6 protein-coding genes and 1 pseudogene are annotated in these 6,052 nt (G+C 71.6%); all 7 read right to left on the bottom strand.

Annotated features, from left to right (window positions below):
* Window positions 1–10: 10 nt before the first annotated feature.
* Window positions 11–1,444, bottom strand: coding sequence for a cytochrome P450 (locus EAO73_RS25675; protein ID WP_412075250.1), 1,434 nt, complete (start codon window positions 1,442–1,444; stop codon window positions 11–13).
* 105 nt (window positions 1,445–1,549) lie between these two features.
* A pseudogene (locus EAO73_RS36725) lies at window positions 1,550–1,993 on the bottom strand (GTP-binding protein); the annotation flags it as partial.
* Window positions 1,974–2,345 carry a DUF742 domain-containing protein gene (locus EAO73_RS25670; RefSeq protein WP_147973954.1) on the bottom strand — a complete coding sequence of 124 codons (372 nt, stop codon included), beginning with the start codon at window positions 2,343–2,345 and terminating at the stop codon, window positions 1,974–1,976. The gene EAO73_RS25670 and the pseudogene EAO73_RS36725, both read right to left, overlap by 20 nt.
* Complete coding sequence (locus tag EAO73_RS25665) at window positions 2,342–2,749, bottom strand: roadblock/LC7 domain-containing protein (protein ID WP_018519746.1); 408 nt, start codon at window positions 2,747–2,749, stop codon at window positions 2,342–2,344. The genes EAO73_RS25670 and EAO73_RS25665 overlap by 4 nt, the downstream gene beginning before the upstream one ends.
* Window positions 2,746–4,362 carry a sensor histidine kinase gene (locus tag EAO73_RS25660; protein WP_147973953.1) on the bottom strand — a complete coding sequence of 539 codons (1,617 nt, stop codon included), beginning with the start codon at window positions 4,360–4,362 and terminating at the stop codon, window positions 2,746–2,748. The genes EAO73_RS25665 and EAO73_RS25660 overlap by 4 nt, the downstream gene beginning before the upstream one ends.
* A gap of 319 nt (window positions 4,363–4,681) precedes the next feature.
* Window positions 4,682–5,188 carry a MarR family winged helix-turn-helix transcriptional regulator gene (locus EAO73_RS25655; RefSeq protein WP_147973952.1) on the bottom strand — a complete coding sequence of 169 codons (507 nt, stop codon included), beginning with the start codon at window positions 5,186–5,188 and terminating at the stop codon, window positions 4,682–4,684.
* A partial coding sequence (locus EAO73_RS25650; RefSeq protein WP_224756446.1) for an FUSC family protein occupies window positions 5,185–6,052 on the bottom strand: 868 nt, incomplete at its 5' end. The genes EAO73_RS25655 and EAO73_RS25650, both read right to left, overlap by 4 nt.

The raw sequence follows: 6,052 nt of genomic DNA, 5'->3' as shown, positions 1-6,052 counted from the left end.
TCATGAGCCGTCACCTGGTCGAACTGCCCGCCGAGTTCGCCCCCCGCTCCCCGCAGGACGACCGGGAACCCCCGTCCATGGGCAGGCCCGGCGCGGCCCGCCAGGACTGGACCTCCCAGTCCTGGCGGGCCGCGCCGGGCCTGCCCATGGACGGGGGTTCCCGGTCGTCCTGCGGGGAGCGGGGGGCGAACTCGGCGGGCAGTTCGACCAGGTGACGGCTCATGATGTTGCCGACCCAGCGCAGTCGGCTCTCGTCCACCGCGAGTTCGAGGTCGGGCAGCCGCATCAGGAGGGCGTCGACGCCGACGTCCGCGATGGCGCGGCCGATGTCCTGTCCAGGGCACTCGTGGGGGCCGCCGCTGAACGCGAGGTGCGAGCGGTTGCCCTCCATGTTGGCGTTCAGGTCGGGGCGGACCACCGGGTCGGTGTTGGCCGGTGCGATACCGACGATCAGGGCGTCACCGGCCTTGATGTGCTGGCCGCCCAGTTCGGTGTCGCCGACGGCCCAGCGGCCGAAGACGGCGGTGAACGGGGGCTCGTCCCAGAGGGTCTGCTCGACCGCCTCGGGGACGGTCATGTGGCCGCCGCTGAGCCGGGCCCGGAAGCGCGGGTCGGTGAGGACCATGCGCAGGACGTTGGCGATCAGGTTGGTGGTGGCCTCGTAGGAGGCGATGAGGATGAGCCGCAGGTGCTCGGCCACCTCCTGGTCGTTCATGTCGGCGGGGTGCTCGACCAGCCAGGTGGCGAAGTCGTCCGCGGGTTCGCGGCGGCGGCGCTCGACGAGGCGGGTGAGCGCTCCCACCACGTAGGCGTTGCTCTGGACGGCGGTGGCGGTGCCCTTGATCATGTCGCGGGCGGCTTCGACCATCCGGTCGTTGTACTCCTCCGGCATGCCGAGGATGGCGCACATGACCATCATGGGCAGTCGTTCGGCGAAGTCGGCGACGAGGTCGGTGCGGCCCTCGCGGCAGAAGCCGTTGACGAGGCGGTTGCTGTACCGGTTGACGTGGCGCCGCACGCCGCGGGTGTCGATGCGGGCCATGGAGTCGGTGACGGCACCGCGCTGGCGCTCGTGGGTGGCGCCGTCGGCGAAGACGCAGATCGGCTGCCAGGTGAAGATCGGGGCCAGCGGGTGGTCCGGCGCGACGCTGCCGTCCTGCAGGGCCCGCCAGCGCCGGGAGTCCCGGGAGAACTGCGAGGGCGTACGGGTCATGTGCAGGTTCTCGCTGTGGCCGAGGACCAGCCAGGCGGGTACGTCGCCGTGCAGCAGGACGGGCGCCACCGTGCCGTGTTCGGCACGCAGTTTCTCGTACAGGCCGTGCGGGTCCTGCTCGGCCTCGGGGCCGTAGAGCCGGCGCAGTCCGCCGGGGCCGACGCCCAGGCCGTGGGCCGGGCATTCGGGGGGCGGGACCTGGCCGTGCTCGTAGGGGAAGGGGCTTGTCACGATCGCTCCAGGGGTCATCAACACCTTCCCCGAGGCGCCCCACCACCCCGTCGAGGCGCTGCGCAGCGCCTCGACGGGGTGGTGGGGCGCCTCGGGGAAGGTGTTGATGGCGACGACGAACGGCACCCCGCGCTCCTCCAGGCGTCCGATGACGTCGAAGCTGACTTCGAGCCGGCGGGTGTCGACGAGGACGACGGCGCCGAGCGCGCCTTCGAACAGGCCGTTCCACAGGAACCAGAAGCGTTCCTGGCCGGGGGTGCCGAAGAGGTAGAGGATCAGCTCCTCACTGATGCTGATCCGGCCGAAGTCCATGGCGACGGTGGTGGCGGTCTTGCTCTCCACCCCGAAGTTGTCGTCCACGCCGACGCCGGCCTGCGTCATCGTCTCTTCGGTGGTCAGCGGCCGGATCTCGCTCACCGAGCCGACCATGGTCGTCTTGCCGACCCCGAACCCTCCGACGATCACGACCTTCACCGCGGCGGTGGCCGTGGTGGGCAGGACGTCCTCGCTGCGGGGGCCCGTGATCGTGTCAGAGTTTCTGAAGTCCATGCATCACCGCTTCGAGGAGGGACCGGTCCGGGAGGGTCGCGCGAACGATGGGCGCGCGCGATTCGATCAGTCCGGTTGCGAGGAGTTCGGTGAGGAGCGAGGTCACCACGCTGAACGGCAGGCTGAGGTAGGCGGAGAGTTCCGCGACGGATAACGGTGCCTGGCAGAGCCGCAGGATCACGGCCTGCTCGGGCTGGACCGTGGGGGACGGCTCGGACTTCGAGACAATCATCGTGACCAGGTCGAGCGCTGCCCGCTCGCTGCCGTCGGGATCGCCGGTGATGACGTAGAGCCGCTCCGGGTCGCTCAGTGCCGGGTCGGCCTTGCGGCGTTCTCGTCGGGGAGCACTCATACGGCCTGCCCGTCGTGGCGGGGCGGACTCGTGAGATGGCCGCCGATGCGTACGACCATGTCGCGCATCCGCGCACCGACGAGTCCGGCGTCCACCGTCTCCCCGGCCAGGACCGCCAGGTAGGCGCCGGCCCCCGCGGCCATCAGGTAGAAGAAGCCGCCGGTGACCTCGATGACGACGAGCCTCATCCGGCCGTCGCTGTACGGGATCTCGGAGGCGACGGCCGCCGCCAGGCTCTGCAGACCGGCGCACGCCGCCGCGAGCCGGTCGGCGACATCGGGGTCGCCGCCGTGCCGGGCGATGCGCAGCCCGTCCGCGGAGAGCACCACGATCTGGTGGATGTCCGGGACGTCGTCGGCGAGTTCCTTGAGCATCCAGTCCATGTTGCCCCGCTGCTGGATCACTGCAGATCTCCCTTGTCCCACGCGTCGTCAGAGTCTTCGTCCGGCCTGGGCTCGTGGGGCACACCGTTGGCGGCCTTGGTGAATGCCTCCAGCCAGATACCGGGGGGCGGTTCCTTGCTGTTGTCCTGGCCGGGCCCGTAGCTGTGGCCGTGGCCGTTGGTGCGGCCGGCCATGGGGTCGGCGGCCTGGGCGGGAAGGTTGTGCGAGCCCAGCGGTGCGCGGCCCCGGCTGCGGCGTTGCGGAAGTCCGCCGGCGGTCCACTCGGTCACGACGGGCACGTCGTCCTCCATGGCGACGGCCGGGGCGACCGGACGGGGCTCGGAGGCGACCGGGCCGGTCACGGGGCGGGCGGCAACGGGGCTGGGCTTGCGGCGCTTGCCGCGGGCCGGCACGACGTGCTGCATGTCGGCGAGGTCGATGTCGCTCGTCGGCCGCGAGGTGGCGCCGATTCCGTGGGCGATGCCGGGCGCCGGACCGGTGGTGATCATGGCGCGGGGCACGATGAGCACGGCGCGCACGCCGCCGTACGCGGACTGCCGCAGGGAGACCTGGAGGTCGTACATCCGCGCAAGGCGGCCGACGACGGCCATGCCGAGGCGCGGGGACTCGCCGAGGTCGTTCATGCTGGACCCGGCTTGGGCCCTGGCGAGCATGTTCTCGGCGCGGGCGCGGGCCTCCTCACTGAGGCTGACGCCGCCGTCCTCGATCTCGATGGCGATGCCCGTCTGCACCTCGACCGCGGTGACGTGCACCCGGGTCTGGGGCGGCGAGTAGCGGGTGGCGTTGTCGAGGAGTTCGGCGCAGGCGTGGATGAGCGGTTCGACGGCGGTGCCGATGATGGCGACCTTGGCGATCGAGTGCAGATCGACGCGCGGGTACTCCAGGATGCGCGACATGGCACCGCGCAGCACGCTGAACAGCGGTACGGGCTTGGGCCACTGGCGGCTGGGGCGGGCGCCGCCGAGGACCGCGATGGAGTCGGCGAGCCGGCCGATCAGCGCGGTGCCGTGGTCGATGCGGAGCAGGTCGTCGAAGACGTCGGGGTTGCGCCCGTGGTGCTCCTCCATCTCTCGCAGCTCACTGGCCTGTCGGTGGACGATCGCCTGCACGCGCCGGGCGACGTTGACGAAGGCGCGCTGAGCGGAGTCGCGGGTCGCCTCCTCGTTGTCGATGATGTCGAGGACGGTGTAGACGAGGGAGCGCTGGGAGTCGGGGAGGTGGCGGTAGACCGGGTCGGAGTCCACCACGTCGCGCAGCACCTCGTCGGGCGAATTGCCCACACGCAGACGGTGGATGGCGGCGGGCAGCAGCTCCTTGCTGATGCGCACGGTCTCTTCGTCGTACTCCGCGATGCGCCGCTCCAGGGCGGTGACGCGCTGTTGGTACTCGGCGCTTCGGCGGCGGATCGTCCGGCCGCGGCGGGAGATCTCCACGGCGAGCGCGGCCACCACGACGGTGGCGAATGCTCCGCACCAGACGACTGGTATCCGCGCGGGCTCGGCAACCAGCGCCGCCGCGGCGGCGGTTGCGCCCGCCATCACGACGACGGGAAGCAACAGGGCGCGGGCGACGGGGGCTTCCCGGCCGGCCTGCGGTGATTCAACACGGGCCATCTGAACCTCTGGCGGTTGATTCGGGCTGTATTCCGGAGATTCGGCGCTTGTGTGAACGAAGGGAACAAGCGCGCGAATTCATCTCAACTCGGCTTCACTGTGCGTGAGCTTAGTCAGATCGAATCAGCGCTTTCACACATTCCTCCAACCCCCTGCGCGAGCGCTTCCGCGGTAGTACGCTCACGAGTTTTTGCACGCAGCGCCTTCATGCGTGTGCGGGGAGTGACGGGGCGGAGGAATGAGGAAGAATCGCCCTACGGGGCCATGCATGGGCACATATGAGCGAAGACGCTCGTACGAGTGATGCGGGGCGGACCCCTCAGCGGCGGGCGCCGCCGATGCGCCCTTCCAACTGCACCAGCAGCTCACTGAGCTGGGCGCTGAGCCGGTCGCGGGATGCGGCGTCGAGCCCGGAGAGCACCGCGCGTTCGTACGCCAGCTGCCGGGGCAGCAGTCCGTCGACCAGGTCGCGGCCCTCGTCGGTGAGGCGTACGAAGGCGACCCTGCGGTCCCGCTCGTCGCCGCGCCGGGCGATCAGGCCGCGCTCCTGGAGGACCTTGAGGCGCTTGGTGACGGCGGCTCCGGAGGAGAAGGTCTCCCTGGCGAGTTCGCCGGGGGTCAGTTCACGGTCCGTACGGCGCACGGCCCCCAGCAGGTCGAACTCGGGGCGGGTCAGCCCGGCCGCCCGCAGCGGGGCGTCCTCGGCCTGCTGGAGCAGGGCGGAGCAGCGGTTGATCCGGCCGATGAGCTCCATGGGCCCGGTGTCGAGTTCCGGGTTCACGGCCTGCCACTGCCGGACCACCGAGGCGACGATGTCGTCGGTCACACCGCTCCGTTCTCCTGGGCGGGGACGAGCAGCCCCTGCCGTTTCGCTGTCGCCGCGAGCGTACGGTGTCCGGCCTGCTCGGCCGCGAGCACCGCCTCCTGGGACAGGGCGGGCTGCCACCACTCCCCCGCCGCGGTGTCGTCCGCCTCGCGCAGCTCGACCAGGGAGCCGGTGAGCCGGCGGCGGGCCGCGTCCAGAGCGGCGGGTGCGGGCTCGGGCGCCGCGAGGGTCTGCACGGCGTGGGCGCGGGCCCGTTCGGCTGCGGCCAGCGCGCGCTCGACGCGGCCGGTGGCGCGGCGGTTGGTGACGAGCACGGCGGCGAGGAAGCCGACGGCGGCGCCGATCACGGTGTCCAGGACCCGGTCGCCGATCAGCTCACCGGCCGGGTGGCTGCCCGCGTACTCCAGGACGAGCAGCGCCATCGGGGTCACGGCGACGGAGCCGAGCCAGTAGTTGCGGGTGATCAGCGCCTCGGCGGCGAAGCCGAAGAGGAGGCAGAAGCCGATGAGGGCGAGCGGGGTGGTCCGGGCGGCCGGCAGGACGGCGGCGAAGACCAGCACACCGATGAGGTTGCCCAGGGTGCGCTGGAGCGTCCGGTTCCAGGAGAGCGTGACGTTGGCCTGGTAGAGGGAGGCGGCGGTGACGATCGCCCAGTAGGGACGGCCGACCCCCACGGCCGAACAGACATAACCGGCCAGGGCGCATCCGACGAGCGTGCGTGCGGCGACCGGGAGCAACGGGGAGCCGGGGGCCAGGCCGCGCAGCACCGTACGGAACGCGCTGCCCCGGGCGGCACGCCGCGCCCTGGAACGCCTGGTCGTCCACGCCGAGACCTCGGTCCTGGGCAGCGCGGCGGACCCCGCC

The organism is Streptomyces sp. col6 (genome assembly GCF_008042035.1).
Lineage (GTDB): Bacteria > Actinomycetota > Actinomycetes > Streptomycetales > Streptomycetaceae > Streptomyces.
The sequence above is the reverse complement of the archived record's forward strand: the minus strand, read 5'-3'. Positions and strand labels throughout refer to the sequence as shown.